General features: G+C 39.4%; 20 protein-coding genes, 1 other RNA gene and 1 riboswitch. Of the genes, 19 read left to right on the top strand and 2 right to left on the bottom strand.

Annotated features, from left to right (window positions below):
- Window positions 1-10 precede the first annotated feature (10 nt).
- From tpiA to AB1H92_RS12665, 13 genes are all read left to right on the top strand, one after another.
- Window positions 11-772 carry a triose-phosphate isomerase gene (gene tpiA / locus AB1H92_RS12725; protein ID WP_115362837.1) on the top strand — a complete coding sequence of 254 codons (762 nt, stop codon included), beginning with the start codon at window positions 11-13 and terminating at the stop codon, window positions 770-772.
- Window positions 765-2285: a 2,3-bisphosphoglycerate-independent phosphoglycerate mutase gene (gene gpmI, locus AB1H92_RS12720; RefSeq protein ID WP_115362835.1), complete on the top strand. Its 1521-nt coding sequence runs from the start codon at window positions 765-767 to the stop codon at window positions 2283-2285. Before tpiA ends, gpmI begins: the two co-directional genes overlap by 8 nt.
- Window positions 2286-2298: 13 nt before the next feature.
- A complete protein-coding gene (gene eno, locus AB1H92_RS12715) occupies window positions 2299-3594 on the top strand; it encodes a phosphopyruvate hydratase (RefSeq protein WP_115362833.1) in 1296 nt (431 codons plus the stop codon).
- 314 nt (window positions 3595-3908) lie between these two features.
- Complete coding sequence (secG, locus tag AB1H92_RS12710) at window positions 3909-4136, top strand: preprotein translocase subunit SecG (RefSeq protein WP_115362831.1); 228 nt, start codon at window positions 3909-3911, stop codon at window positions 4134-4136.
- A gap of 199 nt (window positions 4137-4335) precedes the next feature.
- Window positions 4336-5082: a carboxylesterase gene (locus AB1H92_RS12705; protein WP_115362829.1), complete on the top strand. Its 747-nt coding sequence runs from the start codon at window positions 4336-4338 to the stop codon at window positions 5080-5082.
- A 130-nt stretch (window positions 5083-5212) separates the two neighbouring features.
- On the top strand, window positions 5213-7552 hold the full coding sequence (rnr, locus tag AB1H92_RS12700) for a ribonuclease R (RefSeq protein ID WP_115362827.1): 2340 nt from the start codon (window positions 5213-5215) through the stop codon (window positions 7550-7552).
- Window positions 7553-7602: 50 nt separating this feature from the next.
- A complete protein-coding gene (gene smpB / locus AB1H92_RS12695; protein WP_115362825.1) occupies window positions 7603-8070 on the top strand; it encodes an SsrA-binding protein SmpB in 468 nt (155 codons plus the stop codon).
- 82 nt (window positions 8071-8152) lie between these two features.
- Window positions 8153-8514: a transfer-messenger RNA gene (ssrA, locus tag AB1H92_RS12690) on the top strand.
- A 238-nt stretch (window positions 8515-8752) separates the two neighbouring features.
- A complete protein-coding gene (locus AB1H92_RS12685; RefSeq protein WP_166739463.1) occupies window positions 8753-8902 on the top strand; it encodes a hypothetical protein in 150 nt (49 codons plus the stop codon).
- A gap of 370 nt (window positions 8903-9272) precedes the next feature.
- Window positions 9273-11294, top strand: a complete 2022-nt coding sequence (locus AB1H92_RS12680) for a bifunctional UDP-sugar hydrolase/5'-nucleotidase (protein WP_243835674.1) — start codon at window positions 9273-9275, stop codon at window positions 11292-11294.
- Window positions 11295-11431: 137 nt separating this feature from the next.
- The gene (locus AB1H92_RS12675; protein WP_115362823.1) at window positions 11432-11920 is read left to right on the top strand and encodes a nucleoside deaminase; all 489 of its coding nucleotides are present in this window, start codon (window positions 11432-11434) and stop codon (window positions 11918-11920) included.
- Between the two features lie 133 nt (window positions 11921-12053).
- Window positions 12054-12163: riboswitch (SAM riboswitch) on the top strand.
- Between the two features lie 155 nt (window positions 12164-12318).
- Window positions 12319-13905, top strand: coding sequence for a glutathione ABC transporter substrate-binding protein (locus AB1H92_RS12670; RefSeq protein WP_115362821.1), 1587 nt, complete (start codon window positions 12319-12321; stop codon window positions 13903-13905).
- A 245-nt stretch (window positions 13906-14150) separates the two neighbouring features.
- Window positions 14151-15077 (top strand): DMT family transporter, encoded by a 927-nt coding sequence (locus AB1H92_RS12665; RefSeq protein WP_115362818.1) that lies wholly within the window; start codon window positions 14151-14153, stop codon window positions 15075-15077.
- A 137-nt stretch (window positions 15078-15214) separates the two neighbouring features.
- On the opposite strand, the gene AB1H92_RS12660 is transcribed toward AB1H92_RS12665, so the two are convergent.
- Together AB1H92_RS12660 and AB1H92_RS12655 are read right to left on the bottom strand one after the other, a co-directional pair.
- Entirely contained in the window at window positions 15215-15406 is a 192-nt protein-coding gene (locus AB1H92_RS12660) for a C4-dicarboxylate ABC transporter (protein ID WP_115362816.1), read from the bottom strand.
- 119 nt (window positions 15407-15525) lie between these two features.
- Complete coding sequence (locus AB1H92_RS12655) at window positions 15526-17367, bottom strand: heavy metal translocating P-type ATPase (protein WP_115362813.1); 1842 nt, start codon at window positions 17365-17367, stop codon at window positions 15526-15528.
- A gap of 455 nt (window positions 17368-17822) precedes the next feature.
- Between AB1H92_RS12655 and AB1H92_RS12650 the strand changes: the two genes are divergently transcribed.
- From AB1H92_RS12650 to tatA, 6 genes are read left to right on the top strand one after another with little or no spacing between them, the layout of a single operon-like run.
- Entirely contained in the window at window positions 17823-18560 is a 738-nt protein-coding gene (locus AB1H92_RS12650) for a molecular chaperone (RefSeq protein ID WP_115362811.1), read from the top strand.
- 1 nt (window position 18561) lies between these two features.
- A complete protein-coding gene (locus tag AB1H92_RS12645) occupies window positions 18562-21147 on the top strand; it encodes a molybdopterin-dependent oxidoreductase (RefSeq protein ID WP_115362809.1) in 2586 nt (861 codons plus the stop codon).
- 9 nt (window positions 21148-21156) lie between these two features.
- The gene (locus tag AB1H92_RS12640) at window positions 21157-21693 is read left to right on the top strand and encodes a DMSO/selenate family reductase complex B subunit (protein WP_115362807.1); all 537 of its coding nucleotides are present in this window, start codon (window positions 21157-21159) and stop codon (window positions 21691-21693) included.
- 15 nt (window positions 21694-21708) lie between these two features.
- Window positions 21709-22557, top strand: coding sequence for a DmsC/YnfH family molybdoenzyme membrane anchor subunit (locus AB1H92_RS12635; protein WP_115362805.1), 849 nt, complete (start codon window positions 21709-21711; stop codon window positions 22555-22557).
- A gap of 31 nt (window positions 22558-22588) precedes the next feature.
- Window positions 22589-23506 carry a 4Fe-4S binding protein gene (locus AB1H92_RS12630; RefSeq protein WP_115362802.1) on the top strand — a complete coding sequence of 306 codons (918 nt, stop codon included), beginning with the start codon at window positions 22589-22591 and terminating at the stop codon, window positions 23504-23506.
- A 31-nt stretch (window positions 23507-23537) separates the two neighbouring features.
- Window positions 23538-23738, top strand: a complete 201-nt coding sequence (tatA, locus tag AB1H92_RS12625) for a twin-arginine translocase TatA/TatE family subunit (protein WP_115362800.1) — start codon at window positions 23538-23540, stop codon at window positions 23736-23738.
- The last annotated feature ends 4 nt before the right edge of the window (window positions 23739-23742 follow it).

Raw genomic sequence — 23742 nt, 5'->3', positions numbered from 1 at the left:
AGTGAGATTTTTGCGTAAAAGAATTATTGCGGGAAATTGGAAAATGCATAAAACAGCTCAAGAGGCAAAACAGTTTACGGAAGAAGTGTTACCCAATATTCCGCTATCTGAAAAGGTAGAAGCGATTGTTTGTCCTCCGGCTTTGTATTTAGAAAACCTTGTAGAAATGGCGAAAGAATCGAAATTAAGCATTGGTGCACAAACGATGCACGAAGCAAAAGAAGGGGCATTTACTGGTGAAGTTAGCCCGGCAATGCTGGCGAGTATCGGTGTGAAGCATGTTGTTCTTGGACACTCAGAACGTCGTGAGTATTACAATGAAACTGACGCGTCTGTTAACGCAAAAACAAAAGCTGCATTTGAAAATGGACTGACACCAATTGTTTGTGTAGGTGAAACATTGGAAGAACGTGAAAGCGATGCAACGGTTAAAGTCGTTTCAGACCAAGTAACGAAAGCGTTTGCAGATGTAAGTGCAGAAGATACTAAACAGGCAGTCATTGCTTATGAGCCAATTTGGGCAATTGGAACGGGTAAAACAGCAACGGCTGAAGATGCGAATGAAGTTTGCGGTGCGATTCGTAATACAATTGAAAACTTATACGGCGCTGACGTTGCAAATGCTGTTCGAATTCAATACGGCGGAAGTGTAAATCCAAACAATATTGAAGAACTACTGTCCATGGAACATATTGATGGCGCATTGGTCGGCGGTGCGAGTTTAGAGCCTGCATCTTTCTTAAAGTTAGTTGAGGCTGGTGCAAATGCGTAAAGGACCAGTCGCACTCATTATTTTAGACGGTTTTGGCTTACGTGAAGAAATTTCAGGAAATGCGGTACAACAAGCGCATAAACCAAACTTTGATCGGCTGAAGGAAACGTATTCCTATACAACTCTCACAGCTTGTGGTGAAGCAGTTGGATTACCTGAAGGCCAAATGGGGAATTCTGAAGTAGGACATTTAAATATTGGTGCTGGTCGCATCGTCTATCAAAATTTAACGCGTATTAATAAGTCAATCCGAGAAGGGGATTTTTTTGAAAATGAAACGCTGCTTCAGGCAGTCGATCATGTGAAAAAGAATGATTCAGCACTCCATGTAATGGGGCTGCTTTCGGATGGCGGGGTACATAGTCATTATGAGCACCTCTTTGCGTTGCTTCAGCTTGCCAATCGGAAAGGGTTAGAAAAAGTTTACGTTCATGCATTTTTAGATGGACGAGACGTAAGCCCGCAATCTGCATTGGATTATATTGAACAAACTGAAGAAGTAATCGAAGAAGTCGGGATTGGAAAAATTGCTTCTGTAACAGGACGTTATTATGCGATGGATCGCGATAAGCGTTGGGAACGAGTTGAAAAAACGTACCGGACGCTTGTAGATGGCGCAGCAGAAACAGCTCAATCTCCATCTGAAGGGGTACTCGCATCTTATGAAAAAAATGTTCACGATGAGTTTGTAGAACCATTTGTCATTGAAGAGTCAGGAGAACCAGTTGCGACAATTGAAGACGGGGATGCGGTTGTATTTTACAATTTCCGACCTGACCGTGCGATCCAACTATCTCGTGCTTTCACAGATGAGAATTTCAAGGAGTTTGTCACAACGAAATTTGAAAACCTCAAATTTGTTTCGTTCACACATTATAGTGATGATGTCGTTTCAGATGTTGTGTTCGGCACAAAAGATTTAAAGGAAACGTTAGGTGAAGTCATTTCAGCAAATGGCCTAACACAGTTGCGAATTGCTGAAACTGAAAAATATCCTCACGTGACATTTTTCATGAGTGGCGGCCGGGAAAATGAATTTGAAGGGGAAGAGCGAATTTTAATCGATTCCCCAAAAGTGGCAACGTATGATTTGAAGCCTGAGATGAGTGCTTATGAAGTCACTGATGCGTTAATTCGCAAAATTGAAGGTGATTCGATTGACGCGATTATCTTAAATTTTGCGAATCCGGATATGGTCGGGCATAGTGGGATGTTGGCGCCGACAATTAGAGCGGTTGAGACAGTAGATGAATGTTTAGGGAAAATCATTGATGCTTTGGAGGAAAAAGGTGGAACTGCGATTATTACGGCGGACCACGGGAATGCTGATGAAGTGATTAATACAGACGGTGCACCGATGACAGCCCATACAACCAATCCTGTACCTGTTATTATTACAGAAAAAGACTTATCATTACGTACAGACGGTATATTGGCGGACCTTGCACCGACAATGTTGGAATTGTTAGGATTAAATCAACCGGAAAAAATGACTGGAAAACCATTATTCTAAAGGAGAGATTTTCATGCCAATTATTACAAACGTTCAAGCGAGAGAAATTCTTGATTCACGAGGAAATCCAACAGTAGAAGTTGAAGTGTTAACAATGAGTGGCGCTTTCGGACGCGCAATGGTTCCTTCTGGCGCATCAACAGGTGAATACGAAGCAGTTGAACTACGCGATGGCGATCAAGATCGTTACCTTGGTAAAGGTGTTTTGAAAGCAGTAGAGAATGTTAATGAAGATATTGCGGACGAGCTAGAAGAAACTTATTCAGTCCTGGACCAAGCAACAATTGACAAAGCGTTAATCGACTTAGACGGAACGCCAAACAAAGGAAATCTGGGTGCGAACGCAATTCTTGGCGTATCTATGGCTGTTGCACATGCAGCTGCAGATTACTTAGACATGCCTTTGTATCAATATCTAGGCGGCGTTAATGCTAAACAGCTTCCTGTTCCGATGATGAACATCTTAAACGGTGGCGAGCATGCGGATAACAACGTTGACATTCAAGAGTTTATGATCATGCCTGTAGGCGTTGAATCGTTCCGTGAAGCACTTCGCGTTGGCGCAGAAATCTTCCATAGTCTAAGAGATGTTTTACAAAGCAAAGGTTTAAATACAGCTGTCGGTGATGAAGGTGGATTTGCACCAAACTTAGCTTCAAGTGAAGAAGCGCTTGACACGATTATTGAAGCAGTTGAAAAAGCAGGCTACAAACCAGGCGAAGAAATTCTTCTTGCATTGGACGTTGCAGCTTCAGAACTTTACAACAATGAAAAAGGCGTTTACGATCTTCCAGGCGAAGGTGTTGAAAGAACATCTGCTGAAATGGTTGATTGGTATGAAGCGCTTTGCGATAAATACCCAATCATTTCGATTGAAGATGGATTCGACGAAAATGACTGGGATGGTTTCAAATTGCTCACAGAGCGTATTGGAGACCGTGTACAACTCGTTGGAGACGACCTATTCGTGACAAACACTGAAAAATTAGCGCGCGGAATTGAAGAAGGAAACAGTAACTCCATTCTAATCAAGGTGAACCAGATTGGTACTCTTACAGAAACGTTTGACGCAATCGAAATGGCGAAAAGAGCTGGTTACACAGCAGTGATTTCCCACCGTTCAGGTGAAACGGAAGATACAACAATCGCTGATATCGCTGTTGCAACAAATGCTGGTCAAATCAAAACAGGTGCACCATCCCGTTCAGACCGTGTTGCAAAGTACAACCAATTGCTTCGCATCGAAGACCAATTGTACGAAACAGCACAATACTACGGCGCGCAAACTTTTTATAACTTAAAGAAATAATATTTAGAAGAAAACCCGCCACTTGGCGGGTTTTTTGCTGGTCAGCGTTAAATGTACGTTCTTCACTGGAATATGTCCGAGCAAATCAACATTATGTCCGAGCAAATCAACATTATGTCCGCGCAACCTCACATGATGTCTGCCAAATCATCGGTAAACATATGGAACGGCGGCACTCAACGCTAACGCCGACCGAAAAAACGGGAGGAAATGACCAGTTACAGATAGAGCCAATTAAATTTACAGTTGTAACATTTTCATCTATTTGGTAAAATGTATGGAGTTGTGGAGTTTCTATCAGGAGGTGGAACAGGATGCACGTATTGCTAATGACTTTACTAGTAATTGTAGCATTATCATTAATTGTAGTTGTATTATTACAATCTGGATCAAGTGCAGGTCTTTCGGGAGCCATTTCTGGTGGAGCCGAGCAGCTTTTTGGGAAGCAAAAAGCACGCGGGCTTGACTTAGTTCTCCAACGGGTGACAATCATTCTTTCGGTCTTATTTTTTGTCCTCGCTATTTTAGTTGTTAAATTTTAATGAATTCAATATGACGATATAACTTTTATAAATAATAATCGCCTGACATTCCGATTACGAATGCTCAGGCTTTTTTAGTGCTTTGAAGCCTTATACTACAATAGATTAAGCAATGAATGCTACACTAATGTATAGATGGGAAATTATAGATGTATTGCAAAGTAAAACTAAAAAGAAATACGCGGAGGTTTATTTAAAAATGAGAATTGCACAACCGAAACCTTTCTTTTTTGAACAAGGTCCACGTGCTGTATTATTGTTACATGGATTTACAGGGACGTCTGCGGATGTACGTATGCTTGGGCGTTTCTTGGAGAAAAAAGGGTATACATCACTTGCTCCTCATTATAAGGGACATGGTGTACCGCCTGAGGAATTAATTCAAACAGGACCCGAAGAATGGTGGGAAGATGTTCTAGCTGGCTATCAACAACTAAAAGACGCGGGTTATGATGAAATCGCAGTAGCTGGATTATCACTCGGCGGTGTTTTTTCTTTAAAATTAGGTTATAACCTTCCATTAAAGGGAATTGTAACAATGTGTGCCCCAATGTCCATGAGAACGACTGACCTAATGTATGAAGGAGTTCTTCAATACGCCGGTGAATATAAGAAGTACGAAGGAAAAAGCAAAGAAGTAATCGAGGAAGAAGTAGAAAAATTACGTGGTCAAACGATGCCGTCACTGAAGGACTTACGTGAATTAATTTACGAAGTACGTGAACATGTTGACCATATTTACACACCAACTTTTGTGACACAAGGTTCTTTAGATAAAGTTATTGAACCAGATTCCGCGAATGTGATTTATGAAGATATACAAGCGGATGATAAAACATTAAAATGGTATGAGGAGTCAGGTCATGTCATAACACTTGGACCAGAAAAAGAACAGCTGCATGAAGATATTTATCAATTCTTAGAGTCACTAGATTGGCATGTGTGAATGAAAGTTTAAATGCCTATACTGTACATAGTCATGAAAGTGATAAAAAGAGAATAAAAGGCTAAACTAAGTTGAAATGGTTGGTTGAATTAAACAAGATTACATCGAGTAATCAATACGAATGGGAGGGATGTCTTTGGATACGTTCGCTCAAGAACTACAAGACAAAATTTTAGAGATGATGAAAGAAGAATCATATAAGCCGATGACGGTGCAAGAGATTCAAGACATGCTAGAAATCGAACAAGCAGCTGAATTTAAAGAACTGGTGAAAATGCTCGTTCACTTAGAACAGGGCGGGTATTTAATCCGCTCGAGAACAAATCGTTACGGCGTTCCTGAGCGCATGAACCATGTGCGTGGAAAGTTTATTGGGCATGCAAAAGGGTTTGGATTTGTGGCACCAGAAGCAGAAGGAATGGACGACATTTTCATACCGCCGCATGAAGTAAATGGGGCGATGAATGGAGATATCGTACTTGTCCGTGTATCAGGCGGCAGTTCAGGTGAAAGAAGAGAAGGAACGATTACGCGAATCGCAGAGAGGAAAACGACTCAAATTATCGGGACTTATCAAGATAATCGCGGATTTGGATTTGTGATTCCAGATGATAAAAAGCTGCCGATGGATATTTTTATTGCAAAAGGTGATTCACTTGGTGCGGTAGAAGGTCATAAAGTTATTGTTGAAATTACTGGTTGGCCTGGAGATACAAAATCCGCAACGGGCATGGTAACGAAAATATTAGGCCATAAAAACGACCCAGGCATTGATATTTTATCGATTATTTATAAACATGGAATCACCATCGAATTTCCAGATGAAGTGATTAACCATGCGAAAAGTGTGCCGAACGAAGTACGTGAAGAAGATATCGGAAAACGTCGTGACTTACGTAATGAAATGGCGATTACAATTGACGGGGCAGATGCGAAAGATTTAGATGATGCGATTGCCGTTGTGAACCATAACAATGGAACCTATACGTTGTATGTCCATATCTCTGATGTGAGTTATTATGTGACGGAACACTCCCCGATGGATGAAGAGGCGTTTGACAGAGGCACCAGTGTTTATTTAACAGACCGTGTGATTCCGATGTTGCCGCATGCGTTATCCAATGGCATTTGTTCATTGAATCCTGGCGTTGATCGTTTGACACTGACTTGTCAAATGACGATTGATCAAAACGGAAAAGTGATTGAACACGAAATTTATGAAAGCGTCATTAATTCCAAAGAAAGAATGACGTATACAGATGTGTACCAAATTATTGAAGAAAAAGATGAGGAACTTATTAAGAAATATGAACATATCGTTCCGATGTTAAATGATATGGCGGATCTCGCTGCTATATTGCGTAATAAACGAATGGAACGCGGTGCTATCGATTTTGATTTTAAAGAATCAAAAGTGCTCGTAGATGAAGAAGGTTGGCCGACAGATGTTGTTGTACTTGAAAGAACAGTATCTGAACGGTTAATAGAAGAGTTTATGCTTGCGGCAAACGAAACGATTGCAGAGCATTTCCACTGGATGGAAGTTCCGTTTCTTTATCGAATTCACGAAGATCCGAAAGCGGAAAAACTGCAAAAGTTCTTCGAGTTTTTAACGAATTTCGGGATTGTCGTCAAAGGTGCTGGAAATGAAGTGCATCCGAGAGCATTGCAAGAAATTGTTGAATCTATTGAAGGCTTGCCGGAAGAGGCGGTCATTTCTACAATGTTATTACGGTCCATGCAACAGGCGAAATATTTTGAGGAAAGCCTTGGACACTTTGGTTTATCGACTGAGTATTATACGCATTTTACAGCGCCAATTCGACGTTATCCGGATTTGATCGTTCATCGTTTAATTCGCACGTATTTGCTTGAAAAGGACGTTTCGCACACAACGATAGAACACTGGAATGCAAATCTGACGGAAATTGCGGAACATACGTCAGAACGTGAACGTCGTGCAGTTGACGCGGAACGTGATACGACCGCACTGAAACAAGCACAATATATGGTTGATAAAATTGGTGAGGAATTTGAAGGAATCGTTTCCTCAGTCACGAATTTCGGTATATTTGTTGAGCTTGAAAATACGATTGAAGGGCTTGTCCACGTCAGTTATATGACGGATGATTATTACCGTTTTGACGACAGGCAAATGATCATGATTGGTGAGCATACAGGGAAGCAATTCCGACTTGGCGATGAAGTAACCATTCGTGTTGTTGCGGTTAAACCTGAAGAATCCGCAATTGATTTTGAACTTGTTGGAATGAAACCGAATATGCATCGCACGAGAAGAGAAGCGCCTAAAGTGATTCATACGAAACGAGGTTCAAATCAAGGCGGAAGACAGCAAGGCAAATCGTCGAATGCCAATAATGAGCGAAAGTCTAAGCGAGGCAATCAAAAGAAAAAGTTTTATGAAGGTATTGCCAAAAAATCAAAAAGAAGTCCAAGAAAAAGAAGATAATGCCGGGGACATTTATTTTGTCCCTTGGCTGTAGTAGGGGGAAACATAATATGGGAAAAGGAAAAGGAAAAATTCTTGCAAGAAATCGAAGAGCAAACTTTGATTATGCCATTGAAGACACGATAGAGGCGGGAATTGTCCTGCAAGGCACAGAAATTAAATCGATCCGTGCAGGGAAGGTCCAATTGAAAGAATCATTCGTTCAAATTAGAAATAACGAAGCGTGGATTTTAAATATGCATATTAGTCCTTATGATCAAGGGAACCGTTTTAACCATGACCCGATTAGATCGCGAAAACTTCTTTTGCATAGACGACAAATTAATCAGTTAATCGGAAAAACAAAACAACAAGGATATACGATTGTTCCGATTCAATTGCATTTAAAAGACGGCTTCGCAAAAGTATTAATCGGCGTTGGTAAAGGTAAAAAGCATCACGATAGACGTGAAGATCTAAAGCGTAAAGAAGCGAAGCGGGACATGGCGCGTGCGTTAAAAGACAGACAGCAGTATTGATTTTTTACTGAGATTATAGTATACTATTTCTTGTAGCAGTAGTTCGGAACCTTTTATAGGTACTCCTAACTTCCCATTATACGGGGACGTTACGGATTCGACAGGGGTAGTCTGAGCTTAAGTTGCGCGTCGGAGGGGTCGGCTCCGTAAAAACGCCATTTATAATAACAGGCAAAACAAACAACAATTTAGCATTCGCAGCTTAATAGCTGACTGAATCTGCCTTATCGTACCATCGCCCATGTGGCGCGCTAAGGTTCACTTATTAGTGGGATACGCTAGTTATCGCCTCCTGAGGTAACTAGAAGAGATTACCAGGATAGCGCACAGGACGCCGTGATTGACGGCATAATGATGCGCGAAACCTAAGTAGTCAATCTATGCGCGTAGACGCTTAAGTGTTGGGGCCTCTGGACGCGGGTTCGACTCCCGCCGTCTCCATAATTTTATGGCTGATAAATGTAGTCGTATCAATGTTTTTGATGAGTAGGGATATTGAACGGGAGTTGTACTCTTGTTCAATATCCCTATTTTCATCTTCATCATTCAGAATTGGTTTGAATTGTGTGGTGCAAAGGTGCGATTCACGCAGGACACTAATAAGGTTTACTGCAGTAAAACAGGATATATTATATTTATCGAATAGATTCTCTTTAAAGACAAGAAAAGTAGGTGAAAAAAAGTGGGAAAATATCAATTGGATAATAAAGGTAAGGCAGCTGTGACAAAGTATCATGAAAAAAACAAGCCTGCCCAATTTGATAAAAAGCAGCATCTTGAAAAATTACGTACGGAGTATTTGAAAAAGAAGCAAAAACAAACAGATAAATAAAAGGAAGATATTTCTTCCTTTTATCAAAATAGGCTAGTGGCAAACTAATACGCGAAAATCAATCGATAATCTATTCGAGTAGATGCTTGAGTAATTAGAGTCTTTGCACACGGGTTCGACTCCCGCCGTCTCCATACATTTTGAATGTGATAAACAAAGTAAAAAAAACGACTTCATCTCAGGATGAAGTCGTTTTTTGGTGTACTTCGATTACATAGCTGCAATTGACATATTATTGGCTGATACTTATACTAAACTTGATTTGAATAAAAACTAGAATATTAAGTTAAATATAATTCTTGGTTAGGAGATTTGCCAAAACTATTATTTTTGGATTAATTGTTCTAGTAAAAAAAGGAGAGTTAACTGAATGCGTTTAAGTAAATGGAGTAAAAGCTTAAATCTAGTATTGTCAGCAAGTTTAGCGGTTAGTTTATCAGTAACAGGCTTGCAGGCAACAGTCGGAGCTGCGATGACTTCATCTAATGTAATAAAAGAACAAGCATCATCAGTAACGGATTTCGATAAAGTATATGATTTAAACAACTATAAAACTGGAAAATTGATGATCCACGAATCAAGTGTTTCGATTACACTAGATTCAATGTCAACAATAAAGAATGGCGTTGTATTCACCGGTAGTTATGCGGAGTTTTATGGTGATGGATTTAAAGATACTTCCGTTACAATCAAACCTAAAAAAGCAGGTACGATTGTCGATTTTAGTGGGATTGAAATGTCTAAAGTGATTATTGAGGGAAATAAGGTTTCTGAAATAAGGGGAGCAGGAAACGTTCAACAAATTGATTATGTAAAGGGTGCGAATCCAGATGCGATCAAGTTTCCTTTTGATCTATCTATCATGCATACCAATGATACACATGGAAATTTAGACAGTATTGCAAAACGTGTGACAGCAGTGAAGGAAGTGCGAGCAGAAAAACCGAACGCTCTTCTTCTTGATGCCGGCGATGTCATGTCGGGAACATTGTATTTCAACGAATTTAAGGGAATGGCAGACTTACAATTTATGAACTTAATGGGTTATGATGCAATGACATTTGGTAATCATGAATTTGATTTGGGTTCAACACCAGAGGGACATCAAGCTTTAGCGGACTTTGTTGAAGCGGCCGAGTTCCCATTTGTCAGCTCCAATGTTGATTTTTCAAGAGATGATAAATTTAATGGCTTATTCAGCGATTTAATTTCAAGCGAACCTGAAAAAGGGAAAATCTATAATGGAATCATTAAGGAAATTAATGGAGAAAAAGTGGGGGTCTTTGGCCTGACAACCGCTGAGACAGCCGATATTTCAAGTCCTGGTGCAATAACTTTCAGTGATTATATTGAAGAAGCTGAAAAAGCAGTAGCTGCATTTGAAAACCTAGGCGTCAACAAAATTATTGCTTTGACACATATTGGATATGATGATAACCCTGCAGTTGATAATGATTTAATTTTAGCTGCAACAGTCGATGGAATTGATGTGATTGTTGGCGGACATAGCCACACACAATTAAATGAACCTATAGTCGTTGACCAAGATGAAACTGGCGCAACGAAAGATCCGACACTCATTGTCCAATCCTATCAATACAATCAATTTTTAGGGTCCGTAGACATTGTGTTTGATAAAGAGGGTGTCATTAATGACTTTAGGGGTGAATTAATCCCTGTTAGTGAAAAAGCTGCAGATCCAGAAGCTGTCGAAATGTTGAAACCATATTCAGACAGAGTAGAAGATATTGCACAAACAGAAATTGGAGCAACAGCGGAAAGTAAATTAGAAAATCCACGAACGAATGAGGATAGTGTACGTAAAAATGAAACAGCATTAGGTAACTTGATAACAGACGGTATGCTAGCAAAAGCGAAAATGTATAATCCAGAAGTTATGATGGCATTACAAAATGGTGGCGGTATAAGGGCTGCAATTGATGCGGGTCCAATTACAATTGGAGAAGTAATTACAGTTCTTCCATTTGGCAATACGTTAGCAACGATGGACCTAACTGGCGCTGAATTAAAAGAAGCATTTGAAATTAGTTTCCGAGAATACCCGCGCGAAAATGGCGGTTTCTTACATGTATCAGGTGCAAAAGTGACATTCGATTCAGGAAAAGCCTCTGGTGAGCGGGTTGTTTCCGTAGCCTATAAAAATGTAGATGGTACTTATACGGAAGTTAGTGATCATGAGACTTATACCGTAGCGACAAATGCATTTACCGCGAAAGGCGGAGACGGATACACAGTTTTTGCAAAAGCATATGAAGCAGGTAGAGTAACGGATTTAGGCCAAAGTGATTGGGAAAACTTTGCCGAACATTTAAGTGTTTTAGGAAATATTACTCCAATGATTGAAGGGCGAATTATCGATTTGGCACAATAAGACGTATGGTGGGATAGGCGTAAACCCTGTCCCATTATATTATGTATACAAACAGCACAATTTGATTATCAAAGAACTTTCAGCGGATAGAGTATAAGAAGGTCCAGTTCAAAGCATTAGTACAAGGAGGATTATTCATGATAAATGATCAAGATTTAAAGCATTTACAACGTTGCATTGAACTAGCAAAAGTTGCTCTGGAGAAAGGTGACGAGCCATTTGGTTCAGTTCTAGTGTCAGCCAGCGGGGACGTGCTTGCGGAAGACCGTAACCGTGTTGGAGGTGGTGATCACACCCAACATCCGGAATTTGCTTTGGCGCGTTGGGCAGCCGAGAATATGACGTTGGAAGAAAGAGAGAAGGCGACAGTATATACTTCGGGTGAACATTGCCCTATGTGCGCTGCAGCCCACGGTTGGGTAGGTTTGGGGCGAATTGTTTATGTCAGTTCATCCGGGCAGCTGGTACAATGGTTGAGCGAAATGGGGATCAATGTATCGGAATCGCGCGTGCGTAATCTTCCAATCCGAGATGTACTGCGTGATATTACAGTAGAGGGCCCTGTTCTAGAACTCGCGGAGCAAGTTCGCGAACTCCACCGTCAATTTTATGCAGGGAAACATTAAGCATCTAGCAACGAGAAATGAATAGATGGATTGAAGTTAATATTGACTTTATTCTACCTTTTTCTACTTGTTTTGTTTTTTAGAACATGATATAGTAAGAACACTTAGTTTTTAAATAATTAAATACTTTCAATTCTTATCAAGAGAGATGGAGGGAATGGCCCTTAGAAGTCTCAGCAACCAGCCTTTTTAGGTATGGTGCTAATTCCAATAGGTATTTTCATAATACCTGGCAGATGAGAAGATTGTCTTTACGAATGGACCCTCTTCTTGTTTGAGGGTTCTTTTTATTTTGGAAAACGGTAGAGCCTGGTATTTAGAGCATTACCATTTAGATATAATTATGCTAAAAACATAATTTATATAAAAATATAAAATATCTAGGAGGATTCAACATCATGAAGAATAGTAAGAAGTGGTTAAGTGTTTTAATATTGTCGTTCACTATGATACTAGCAGCTTGCGCGGGCGGCGGTAGTGAAGCGGAGAACGATCAGCCAGGAGACGGGAAGATAGAAAAGGACCTTGTTGTCGCTGTTCATTCTGACGCGAGTACTTTAGATCCGGCTGGCTCGAATGATGTGCCGTCACATAACATTCAACAACCAATTTTTGAAGGGCTCATTAAACGTGACAGTGAGAATAAGTTAATTCCAGGTTTGGCGAAGGAATGGAAAGTGATTGACGATTTGACTTATGAGTTTATCTTGCAAGAAGGTGTAAGCTTTCATGATGGGGAAGCGTTTAATGCGGAAGCCGTGAAAATAAATGTAGAACGCCTTCTCGATCCAGAAGTTGCTTCATCAAAATATGATTATTTTGAAATGATTTCTGAAGTAGAAGTGGTAGATGAGTATATCGTTCGCATTAAGACAGAATATCCGTTTTCACCAATTTTGGCACATCTATCCCATAGTGGGGCCGCAATCATTAGCCCGAAAGCAATTGAAGCAGATTACGAGGCAATAAAGAATGGTCAAAAACCTGGTACAGCTATTTCAGAAAATCCAGTTGGAACCGGACATTTTAAGTTTGATAGTTGGACACCTGGCGAGGAAGTAAAACTTGTGAAAAATGAGAATTATTGGGGAGAAGAAGCACTTGTCGATACAGTAACTTTCAAAATTATCCCGGAAAGCGGAACCCGTAATGCAGACTTGGAGCGTGGATTCGTTCATATCGTAGATCCTGTGCAACCGAGCGAAGTTCCTCAATTAAATGATAGTGACTATGCAACAGTGGTACAAACCCCTTCAACAGGGCTTTCATTTATCGGATTTAATATGAGTAAAGCGCCATTTGATGATGTTTTGGTGCGAAAAGCTGTGTCAATGATCATCAATAAACAGGAAATTATTAACGGTGTTTATGATGGATATGGCATTGCAGCTGAAGGACCTCTTGCACCTGGAGTATTCGGGTATTCAGAAGACATAAAAGGCATTGACCAAAATATTGAAGAAGCCAAAAAATTGATGAAAGAAGCAGGCTATGCAGATGGATTTAAAGCCACGCTTTGGACGAATGATAATCCGCAACGTATTGATACAGCAATCATTCTTCAAAATACTTTAAAAGAAATAAATGTAGAATTGACGATTGAACAAATGGAATTTGGAACCTATATAGAAAAACTTAAGTCCGGCGACCACGATATGTACATGTTAGGGTGGACGAATCCGTTAGCAGATGCAGACAATGGTTTGTATTCTTTATTCCATTCATCTACTGAGGGGATTCCGCCAAATGCGATGTGGTATGGTTCATCTGTTGTTGATGATTTGCTGGACAAAGGTCGAGCAGCAACTGACGAAGAAGAACGATTGAAATTGTATAAACAAGCGCAGGAAGAAATTATCGCAGATGCACCGATGCTCTTTTTAGATTATAGGGAGTATTTAACAGGTGTTAGTAATAAGATCAAGGGTTTCTCAATCAATTCGGGTGGAATTTATCATTTGGAAAAAGTACAGTTTGTAGAGTAAATAAAGAGGGACTGTTCGACCAGTCTCTAAAAAATGAAATCACTTCTGATACATAGGACTCTCGTTCAACAACCTAACTGCTAGTAATCCCACCCTATAAATATGTGGTGGGATTACTTTTTTATGTTTCTATTGATACATGAATTGTCATACAGGCCCACTTTACCTAGAATAGCCGCTTCAGGTTATTTTTTAGTTCATGATATAATAGAACAGTTCGTCTCAAGCATCAAGGAGGTAACATCATGAAATGGAATAAAGGCATTCTTTTTGTATTAATAGGGGCGGCATGTTTCGGCTTCACACCTGTATTTGCAAAACTTGGATTCGGCTATGGCTATACACTTGGACAAATTAACATCGTTCAAATGACGTTTTCTTTTATATTATTATGGTCTATTTCGCTACTTAAAAGGTCTAGCTTCAAAGGAATCACATTAAAAAATATTTTTCAAATTATGATGACCGGCTGCTTTATCGGTTTAACGACTATATTTTATTATGCTTCGATGCAATATTTGCCCGCCTCATTGGCAATTATATTAATGTTTCAATTCATTTGGATAGGGATCATTTTGGAATGGATTTTCAGCAAAATCGCGCCCGCACCAATCACAATTCTATCAATTATCCTCATATTAATAGGCGTCTTTTTCGCTTCGAATATTATTAACGGTGATATTCAGGGACTACCTATAAGAGGTTTTGTGTTTGGAATCCTTTCTGCATTCACCTATGCAGGATTTATCTTTTTCAGCGGAAAGGTTGCTGTCAATGTGGATTCGTTGACACGCGGTGCATTTATGGTGACTGGATCAACCATCCTAGTGTTTGTTGTGTTTATACGTGATATCTCGACAGTGTTGCCTTTGGAATGGAACTTGATCATCGTTTCCATCGGCGTTTCTTTATTTGGTGCTGTTCTTCCACCACTATTTTTCGCAGTAGGTGCTCCATTAATTTCAGGAGGACTCGCAAACATATTAACATCGATTGAATTACCGGTTACGATCTTATTAGCAAGCGCAATTCTGTCAGAAATAGTAACTCCGCTACAGTGGATAGGGACGTTGATTATACTGGCGGCTATCGTTTTAAATGAACTTGGCGCGAATCTTTTTAAAATCAGGAGAAAACGGAATCAGCGAAGCGCTAGCCATTACATGAAATAAAAGTAGGGATCCGATTAGCGGGATTCCTACTTTTGCATTTATATAAGTTATCCTATTGAAATTCGCATAGGCATCTATACAAAAAGGTGTATTGTCACTAGTAAATGACAATACACCTTTTCGTACGACAACAGCTATTATATATGTTGCAATAAGAGTACGATAATTCCAAGCCCAATTGAAAACGAAGCAAGCATTTTTTTCGGGAATATAAAAGTGATTAATCCTAACATAATTGAAACCCCACCTAAAGCAGGATCAAAGAAGAATCCAAGTACCGCCAAAATAATGCCGAGCCATCCAGTCCAGAAGCCCCAGTGCTTAATCATTCAGTAGCCTCCCTTCTTCGCAATGTCTTGGACAAGTTATCGATCTTGTGCTTGTTTACTAGCTTATGAACTTTTGGAAGAGCTTATGATTTTGGTGGGAATAACTAATCACTTGAATTTTACACCACTTCTTTTTCTTGCTGTAGTAAGCGTAGTCCGTTTAAAATGACTAAAATCGTTGAACCCTCATGGAAGACAACCCCCATAGGCAAATCCAAATAGCCTAAAATATTTAAGACAATCAATGCAATAATGACTGCAACGGCAAAGATAACGTTTTGTAGAATAATACGATTTAGCTTTTTACTTAATTTAAAGCTATAAAAAAGTTTTGCTAAATTATTTTTTACTATGACAACATCTGCAGATTCCATGGCTACAGAGGAACCGCTTCCCATTGCAATTCCGATATCGGCATTCGCTAGAGCCGGAGCATCATTGATACCATCGCCAATCATACCCACAACTTTCTTTTGTTTTTGACTATCTAATACATATTTGATTTTGTCTTCTGGTGAACACGAAGCCGCATAGGTATCAATATTCACTTCTTCCGCAACTTTTTTCGCTGTCATTTCGTTATCTCCGGTTAATAAAACAACCTTAATTTTCTCATCTTGAAAACCTGCAATTGCGGGTGCAGATTCGGGACGAACTTGATCAGATAGCGAGAAATAACCAACAATTTGATGTTCTTTACCGACAAAAACCGTTGTATATCCAGCACTCAATTTGCTTCTGTAATGATGAGGATCTTCATAATCAGCAAACGCTGAAGGTTTACCAACATAGATAGCGCCTTTTTTCATTCCAGACCCTGCTATTTCTTCAATTTCTTCGGTTTGATCTACACGATTGAGATCTATATCGTTAAACGCGGACACGATCGCATCTGCAATCGGATGACTAGATTGCTGTTCCATATATACAACTTCTTTTAATACATCCTCATTTGCCTCATAACTAATGACTTTAAACTCACCGAGTGTAATGGTGCCTGTTTTGTCACTATACAAAATGTCCATCGTACTCAGTGCTTCCATAGCTGCTCCGCCTTTAAATAACACGCCGTTTTTTGCACCATTACTTATCGCACTCAGTGTAGCAGGTGTTGCCGATGCGACTAAAGCACATGGACTTGCGACAGTTAGCAATACCATTCCTCGGTAAAAAGCCTCTTGGAAGGTAAAGTCATTGAAATAAAATAAGATAAGAATAAATATCGGTACGACAATAAGTACACCAATCACATATCGGCTCTCAAAACGATCGATAAAATTGGAGATTTTGGATGGTCTATTTTGCGCTTCCTCAACCATTCGAATGATATTTGAAAAAACCGTTTCGTTACTTAATTTATTTACTTGAAGATAAAAGACATTGCCTTCGTTAATTGTTCCAGCAAAGACTTCATCGCCATTTTCTTTTGCAACTGGAAGGGATTCTCCTGTTAAAGCTGCTTCATTGATCATTGTTTTTCGATCAGTATAGCCATCAATTGGAATTTGAGCTCCTTTTGACACAATCACAATATCTCCTACATTTAATGCTTCAGCAGGAAGTTCAACAACTTCACTATTTGCTTGTAAAACCTGAGCAGTTGAAGGGACTTGTGATAGGAGCTCTGAAATCGCACTCGTTGATTTGTCAGAAGCAAAGTCTTCTAATGCCTCTGCACCCGCGAAGATGAGTAATAACATGGCAGCTTCCGATTCATAGTGGATTAACATGGCGCCCAAAGCCGAAAGAATCATTAGTAAATCAACATTGGGGGATTTTGATTGTATGGTTTCAACAACTGCATTTTTTGCTGCAAAAAAACCTAAAAAGAAAATAGCAGTATAGAATGCCAACAGACTATAACTTTCGTTAACCAATGTAAAAATAAACCCTGAAATCGTGAATAAAATACCAATGAGTAAAAATTGCCCGGGTCGGGTCTTCATTAAATAGTTCAACATTTTACAATATCCTTTCTAAGTTTTTATTAGTCTTCATCATGCCTATTCAAAAAATATTTCCTGTCTATGCTAACACCTTCTATGAATTAAATTTATTCTAATTTAGGATAGTGTAGTATGCTTATCTTTGTCAACCTAATTGAGAAAAAATGAATACAATTGAGAATGACTATCACTATCGATTTACTTAATTTTCTTATTTCACTAATCTTTCACTACAATCGCATAAAATAAAATGAGGTATACCAAGAAGATAATACTTTCTCGATATCTCCTTGATTTAGTCACAAAAAGGACAAAAAAAATCGAACGACTTGTGAATTATTTCACAAAGTGCAGAGTGTCCATGAAAAAAGAAGTAGAATAATTTTAAGTTACCTATGCAATACACATTAACCACGCACAGGTACCAATTCGTGAAGATGTAACACTAGCGGTTTTGAAGGGAGAAATTCATGAAGCAGTCTATTACGCAAGAAGAATTAAATTATATTCTCCGGGCTCGACAATTTATTTATGATATTTTAGCAAGATTTTTCGTCGAAGAGCCTTCGAAAGAGTATCTTACGTATTTTGTGGAAAACGAACTCGTCAATATTTTTCCGTTTGTAGAAGAATCCAAAGGTATCGAGGAAGCGATTGAGGATATTAAAGCGTATTTAAAAGAACATGATGTCATTCATAATGATGATGACTATGAAAATTTACACTGGGATTACACAAAAATGTTTATTGGACCATTGGAACTGACAGCGCCCCCTTGGGAATCGGTTTATGTACGAAAGGATCGTTTATTATTTCAAGAAAATACCGTGGCAGTTCAAAGGAAGTACGAGGAATTTGGCTTCGTCATTCGCGACCAAAACTTAGAAGCTGAAGATCACGTTGGGTTCGAGCTTAATTTCATGTTTCATTTAAATGAATTATGCATTGAGACGATTGAAAAAGCAGAACCTCATGCGATCAGTTATTTGTCTTATTTGATTGATCAACAGGAAAAATTTCTAGAAAACCACTTACTGGCTTTCATTCCTGCATTTTCTGAAAAGGTGATTGAAAATGCAGACACTCAGTTTTTTAAAGGAATGGCGAAATTATTAGATGCTTATTTAAAACTGGATCAAGCAATCCTTCGTGAAATCGCTAAATTAGATGTAGCCATTACAACGGATGGAAAGAAGGGGGCCTCCTAATATGTTTAATATTAAAGAGAAAATTGAAAGTATCAAAATGACAAGAAGATCTTTTCTTGGTTGGTCGGCAGCTATTACCGCCTCTGCGAGCATTCCGTTCAGTCGCGGTTTAACGAAGAAAATACAAGGACAAGCAGTAGGCGAGACAAGTGATGACGCAGATGGAATATGGAAATCAGCAGCATGTTGGCATAACTGTGGTGGTCGTTGTGTGAATAAAGTGTTCGTAAAAGACGGGGTTGTCATTCGTCAGAAGACAGATGATACGCATATAGATAGCCCTGATTTTCCACAACAAAGAGGTTGCTTGAGAGGTCGGTCACAACGTCAACAAGTTTTTGGTGCAGATCGCCTCAAATATCCAATGAAGCGTAAAAACTGGAAACCTGGCGGAGGGAAAAAAGAACTTCGTGGAAAAGACCAGTGGGTGAGAATTTCATGGGATGAGGCACTGGACATCGTCTCTAGTGAAATAAAACGAGTGAAAAATAACTATGGAAATGAAGCGATCTGGGCAACTGGAGATGGCGAAATAGACAAAGTGTTGTTTGAAAATGGTGGATGTACGAAAGATTACGGGACGACATCTTGGGGAGCATGGATGTGGGCTTCTACAATGATGGGGGTCGCTGAAGGATATTATGAAGTAGGCATGAACGACCGTTTAGACTTACGGAATTCACAACTAATTGTTCTATGGGGATTAAATCCGGCATGGAGTAGCCCGGGAAGCCCTACGTATAACTATTTACAAGCTAAGAAAGCAGGCGCAAAATTTATTTCGATTGATCCGATGTATACTGACTCCGCAGAAGTTTTTGATGCTGAATGGTTCCCGATTAGACCAGGTACAGACCATGCGTTAGCACTCGCTATTATGCACACGTTACTTGATGAAGATGATCCCAAAACAAACCCGCTGATAGACTGGGAATTTTTAAACAGTTGTACGGTTGGTTTTGATGAAAATCATATGCCAGAAGGTGCAGATCCCAAAGATAACTTTAAAGATTATTTACTAGGCACCTATGATCATGAACCGAAAACAGCCGAATGGGCATCTGAAATTTGTGGAATCTCACCAGACCTTATTCGCCAACTTGCGCGTCAAATTGGTGGGACAAAACGTGTCGCTTTATTAACCGGATGGGCAGCTGCACGGATTAATGATGGTGAAGGCTGGGTCCAAGCATTTTCTACACTCGGTTTTATGACAGGACATATGGGACGTCCTGGAAGAATGACAGGCGTAAGTGTCCACCGAGCAGCAGGAAATGGCGGCCCTTGGTTAATTGAACAAGGAAGTAAAGGATACCCGGCACCAAAAGAAAACGCTGTAACGAATTTAATTAACCACAATGAAGTATTTTCAGCGATATTAGATGGGAAGTTTCACCAAAGAGGTGAAGGTGAACGCAAGGCGAATATCCAGTTTATTTATCATCAGTACAATGCAACATTACAAACGCGTACTTCTATAAACCAAGGGATTAAGGCGCACCGTGAAGTTGAATTCGTCGTCACGAATGCTTATAACTTAACGACGAATGCACAGTACTCGGATATTGTGTTACCTGTTACATCTATGTGGGAAAGAGAAGGCGGACTTTTAGATGGTAACCGAGAAATGATTATCGTCCACAGTAATATCGTTGACCCGTTATATGAAGCGAAAAGTGATATTTGGATTGCGAAGGAACTGATGAAAAGGCTTGGAAAAGATCCGAATTTGTTATATCCATTTAATGAAAAACAAGCATTCTTTAACGAACTTGCGACAACGAATGTCATTATGGAAAATGGCGTAGATTTTGAACCATTAGTAGAAATTACAGCAGCGGATATTAAAGTATGGGGCGTAAAAGGGAAGCCACAAAAGGGAAGAGTCCCTATGGCTGAATTAATTGAAAGAGGCGTTTATCAAGTCGCGCGCAGACCGGGAGATAATTTCGGGCATATCGCGTATGAAGACTTTGTCAATGATCCGGAAAACAATCCGGTAGATACACCAAGCGGTAAGTTTGAGATTTATTGTGAAACAATTCACGAGAAGTCGAAAGAAGGTTGGTCGGAAATTCCGCCAATACCGAAGTATACGCCTAAAACATTAGGTTATGAGAATACATTTGGAAATTGGAAAAGCAAAGAAAAAGGAAAGTATCCGTTTCAGTTGTATAACCCACATTATTTAAGAAGATCACATACTGTTTTTGATAATATTCCTTGGTTACGTGAAATGATGCCAAGTCCACTATTTATGAATGCGACGGATGCAAAAGAACGCGGCATTAAAGATGGCGATACCGTCATTATTTATAATGACCACGGCAAAACATTACGCCCGGCAAGAGTCACGCAAACAATGACGCCAGGTGTACTTGCCTTACCACACGGTGCGTGGCCAAGATTTGATAAAGATGAAAAAATTGATAAAGCTGGTGCAGATAATATATTACAAGCGCCAATCTCTACAGGGTTAGGGACGTCGGGCTGGAACACAGTCGTATGCGATGTTAAAAAGTATGCGGGTAAGCCATTGACTGAGGATAAAGATTGGGAACAGCTAATTGTATTTCCAGAAGGGTAGGTGTCATATATGACTCAAATCGGTTTTTTTATCGATGTAACAAAATGTATAGGGTGTAAAACATGCGTAGTTGCTTGTAAAGATAAAAATAATTTAGAAGTCGGCAGAAATTTCCGCAGAGTTTATTCTTTTGAACAAGGGGTGTTTCCAAATCCATCACTGACCCATGTCTCTCTGTCATGTAATCATTGTGATGTGCCTACATGTATCCCGAATTGTCCGACGACCGCAATTTTTAAGCGTGCCGAAGATGGTGCGGTTTTAATTGATCACGACAAATGTGTTGGCTGCAGATATTGTGAGTGGAATTGTCCATATGACGCACCGCAATTTAACGAACAGTTAGGGAAAATGACAAAATGTGACACGTGCTTTGACTTACGTGATGCTGGCGAAGAACCTGTCTGTGTTACATCGTGTCCACTGAGAGCAATCGAGTTTGGGCCTATCAAAGAATTAAGAAAAAAGTACGGTAATGTTAGTGAAATTAAAGGGATGCCAAGTGCGTCCATCACAAAACCAAATCTTGTGATTAAAACAAAGTAAAGAGGAGGGATATCAATGGATGAATGGGCATTGTTCATATTTACATTAGCTGTACAGGCATCAATTGGCAGTACGTTTGTGTTATATCTATTCAACCTAAGAAGTTCTGAGCTGAAAGAAGACGAAGCCTATCATTTATTTAGAATGCCTTTGATTGTTATTTCTGTCCTTTCGTTATTAGGTTTAGCGGCATCATTCTCTCACTTAGGTGCACCGATGAATGCGTTCAATACGATTCGAAATATCGGTTCTTCATGGATGAGTAGAGAAATCGTTTTAACGGGCGCCTTTATTGGCTTAACTTGTTTAACAGCTGGTTTAACGATTGTGCAGAAAAAAGTGACGCCATGGCTTATGCTTGTGACTGCAATTGTGGGATTAATAGATGTGTACGCTATGGGGGCGCTTTATGCAACTACTCTAGTGAGCGGTTGGAATTCAATCAATACGTATACGTCCTTTTTTGGAACAACTTTAATCTTAGGTGCTGTATTAGCTGTTTCTTTAGTAGCTCCGAAGTTTTCTAAGGAGACATCGGGCATTAATGCAAAAGGCATTATTAGAGGTGCATTTGCTGTTGCGGTATTGGGTTTCACAATTCAAGTCGTAGGATCTGCTATGTTCTTTACAGCCGTTCATGAGGTAACGATGATTGATGCAGTGCCGGCTTCTTCGATTTTAGCAAACTATAAAGGAATGATTGCTTCTGGCTGGATTGCTTCGATTATCGGTATGTTTTTATTCGGTTATTTGGCAGTATCCAAGTCGAAAAAGACATTCGTCAGTCTAACATTTACGGCATTAGCAATATTTGTCGTCGCACAAGGATTAAGTCGCTATGTGTTTTATGTCATGCCAGGTTAATTAATAAACTAGAAAGGAAGGGGGATTGTAAATGAATCTATTGCAAAGTTGGTTGGAAAGTTTAGATTATGAATATCGAATTTTACCATCTTGTACGCATTATCAAAGCCCCCGTTCTAGTTGTAGGGAATGTATTGATCAGTGTCCTGAGCAAGCGATAATTTTAAAAGACGGAAAACCATTCATTGATACGGTGAAGTGTACACAATGTAGTCAGTGTATTGTCGCTTGTCCTGTACAAGCGGTGGAAGGTTTTCTTCCTAAGCGGACGGTTGAGAATAACCAGTTAATCGTATCTAATGAGGACGTTATCTCTTTAAAAGAATTACTCGTTTATTATCAAAAACAAGTCACAACGATTGTGTTCAAACACGAGGATGTTTCAGATGAATGGCAACATATGATAAAAAATGCGAATGAAGCGTTAAGTGAACTTGGAGAAGCTGCTTTTGCGATTCAATTTAATAAAGCAGTGGAAGAAACTGAACAAACGATGACGCGAAAAGAGTTGTTTTCTTTTTGGAAAAAAGATGTTAAAAACATTGCGAAAGAAATGGCGCCAGCTAAATGGCGTTTTAATCAAGAAAGTCTCAATTTAACAAAGTACTATCCTGATCATCAGTTTATTGAGTTTTCTTTAGATACAAGTACATGTACTTTATGTAAAGCGTGTGAAATTCTATGTCCCAAAGCGTGTATTCATCTGACAGACACCCATTTTACTGTTGCGCCTGAACAATGCTCGAATTGTTCACTCTGTGAAGATATTTGTCCAGAACAAGCGATATCCATTACAAGTAAAATTTCACCCGTTACACCTATCAATTATTTGCTTCAGGAAAATGAATGTACAAGTTGTGAAGAGAATTTTAAAACATTAGATGAAGCCGAGCATATGTGTCACGCTTGTCGAAAGAAGAATGAGTTATCGTTTTATAATAGAAATTAATTTTAATTGAAAAAATAAGGAGGCACTACCTATGAATTTATCAGGCATCGGTGTACCCGGTTTAATCATTATCCTTGTCATTGTACTGATTTTATTTGGTCCAAAGAAATTACCAGAAATCGGATCGGCAGTTGGAAAGACACTTTCAGAGTTTAAGAAATCAGCCAAGGATGTTATAAGTGATGACGAAGAAACGCCAAAAGCAACGAAGGAAAAGGGACATAAGAAGTAGGTGA

The sequence above is a fragment of the Sporosarcina pasteurii genome, assembly GCF_041295575.1.
GTDB classification, from domain to species: domain Bacteria; phylum Bacillota; class Bacilli; order Bacillales_A; family Planococcaceae; genus Sporosarcina; species Sporosarcina pasteurii.
The sequence above is the reverse complement of the archived record's forward strand: the minus strand, read 5'-3'. Positions and strand labels throughout refer to the sequence as shown.

Bases quoted from the DNA above. Each gene is read 5' to 3' on its own strand.
- AB1H92_RS12705 (WP_115362829.1), top strand. From the start codon at position 4,336: ATGAGAATTGCACAACCGAAACCTTTCTTTTTTGAACAAGGTCCACGT.
- AB1H92_RS12630 (WP_115362802.1), top strand. From the start codon at position 22,589: ATGAATCTATTGCAAAGTTGGTTGGAAAGTTTAGATTATGAATATCGA.
- AB1H92_RS12640 (WP_115362807.1), top strand. From the start codon at position 21,157: ATGACTCAAATCGGTTTTTTTATCGATGTAACAAAATGTATAGGGTGT.
- AB1H92_RS12675 (WP_115362823.1), top strand. From the start codon at position 11,432: ATGATAAATGATCAAGATTTAAAGCATTTACAACGTTGCATTGAACTA.
- AB1H92_RS12650 (WP_115362811.1), top strand. From the start codon at position 17,823: ATGAAGCAGTCTATTACGCAAGAAGAATTAAATTATATTCTCCGGGCT.
- AB1H92_RS12670 (WP_115362821.1), top strand. From the start codon at position 12,319: ATGAAGAATAGTAAGAAGTGGTTAAGTGTTTTAATATTGTCGTTCACT.
- smpB (WP_115362825.1), top strand. From the start codon at position 7,603: ATGGGAAAAGGAAAAGGAAAAATTCTTGCAAGAAATCGAAGAGCAAAC.
- AB1H92_RS12645 (WP_115362809.1), top strand. From the start codon at position 18,562: ATGTTTAATATTAAAGAGAAAATTGAAAGTATCAAAATGACAAGAAGA.
- AB1H92_RS12655 (WP_115362813.1), bottom strand. From the start codon at position 17,367: ATGTTGAACTATTTAATGAAGACCCGACCCGGGCAATTTTTACTCATT.
- AB1H92_RS12635 (WP_115362805.1), top strand. From the start codon at position 21,709: ATGGATGAATGGGCATTGTTCATATTTACATTAGCTGTACAGGCATCA.
- AB1H92_RS12665 (WP_115362818.1), top strand. From the start codon at position 14,151: ATGAAATGGAATAAAGGCATTCTTTTTGTATTAATAGGGGCGGCATGT.
- tatA (WP_115362800.1), top strand. From the start codon at position 23,538: ATGAATTTATCAGGCATCGGTGTACCCGGTTTAATCATTATCCTTGTC.
- AB1H92_RS12660 (WP_115362816.1), bottom strand. From the start codon at position 15,406: ATGATTAAGCACTGGGGCTTCTGGACTGGATGGCTCGGCATTATTTTG.
- secG (WP_115362831.1), top strand. From the start codon at position 3,909: ATGCACGTATTGCTAATGACTTTACTAGTAATTGTAGCATTATCATTA.
- gpmI (WP_115362835.1), top strand. From the start codon at position 765: ATGCGTAAAGGACCAGTCGCACTCATTATTTTAGACGGTTTTGGCTTA.
- rnr (WP_115362827.1), top strand. From the start codon at position 5,213: ATGTCTTTGGATACGTTCGCTCAAGAACTACAAGACAAAATTTTAGAG.
- AB1H92_RS12680 (WP_243835674.1), top strand. From the start codon at position 9,273: ATGCGTTTAAGTAAATGGAGTAAAAGCTTAAATCTAGTATTGTCAGCA.
- eno (WP_115362833.1), top strand. From the start codon at position 2,299: ATGCCAATTATTACAAACGTTCAAGCGAGAGAAATTCTTGATTCACGA.